The organism is Oleiphilus sp. HI0132, from assembly GCF_001635845.1.
The window spans coordinates 1-825 of sequence record NZ_LWGJ01000633.1 but is presented as its reverse complement, the minus strand read 5'-3'; the positions used below and the strand labels follow the sequence as shown (position 1 = coordinate 825).

The window sequence follows — 825 nt, the reverse complement described above, 5'->3', positions numbered from 1 at the left end:
GCGGTATCGCATAGCATTTTGTAGTGCTTGATTTGACTTAGTAATTTTTCATGGCTAACAGGAGGGTGTATAATTTCGTTGCCGCCTGCTCGATAGTATTTTTCCTTGTCTTCGATGCTGGCCTTATCAGAAATCAATATTGTAGTGAACGCAGAATCCTTTGCTTGCAGCTTGAAAGAGATGACTAGCTGGATGCAACGAACCATATCATTGGGTTGGTCAAGTATTAAAAACGTTGTAGGAACTTTCAGGAATCTGCTTTTCAGCTCATCTTCATTACTAATTTGCTCGACCTGGTAGCCGCTCGAGATTAGAGCGTCAACGAGAGCTGCGTTATTGTGCTTTCTTTCGCCGTACCAAATGATAGAGGTGAACGTATTGAATGACTTGGGTAAGTTCATGCACTGGACTCTGTTATGTGTTCTTTGCTAGTACTTCATACAGACCTTCCAGTACCAGGCCTAACTCATTCTCGAGGTTCTTAGCGCTATCTTTCATACCTTCAAGTTTGTCACTTGCTTGATAGGCTAGTGCCATTAGTTGTTCTTCCTGATCTTCGTCCAGGCCTAAGGAAAATAGTTTGGCTTCCAGTTCAGTAATCATATCAAGCATAACTTGTCGAACAGTGACATCATGTTCAGCAAGTTTATTGGTTAGCTGTTTGACCTGTTTTTCGGTCATACCTATAGCGCGGCCTAGTACATCTTTACGCTGGTCGGTCATTGATATTTGAGATTGAAGTGTGAGCAGTCGGCCATCGCAGATGCTTGATAAAACTGCGAGGTGATCTTTGAAACGACCGTAGCGGCTTTCATCGTCAACTGG

The 825-nt window shown here is 43.0% G+C and carries 2 protein-coding genes; both read right to left on the bottom strand.

What is annotated here, in order from left to right:
* On the bottom strand, positions 1–401 hold a 401-nt coding region (locus tag A3766_RS07735), incomplete at its 3' end, for a hypothetical protein (RefSeq protein WP_156508768.1).
* A 13-nt stretch (positions 402–414) separates the two neighbouring features.
* On the bottom strand, positions 415–825 hold a 411-nt coding region (locus A3766_RS30695; RefSeq protein WP_197479422.1), incomplete at its 5' end, for a hypothetical protein.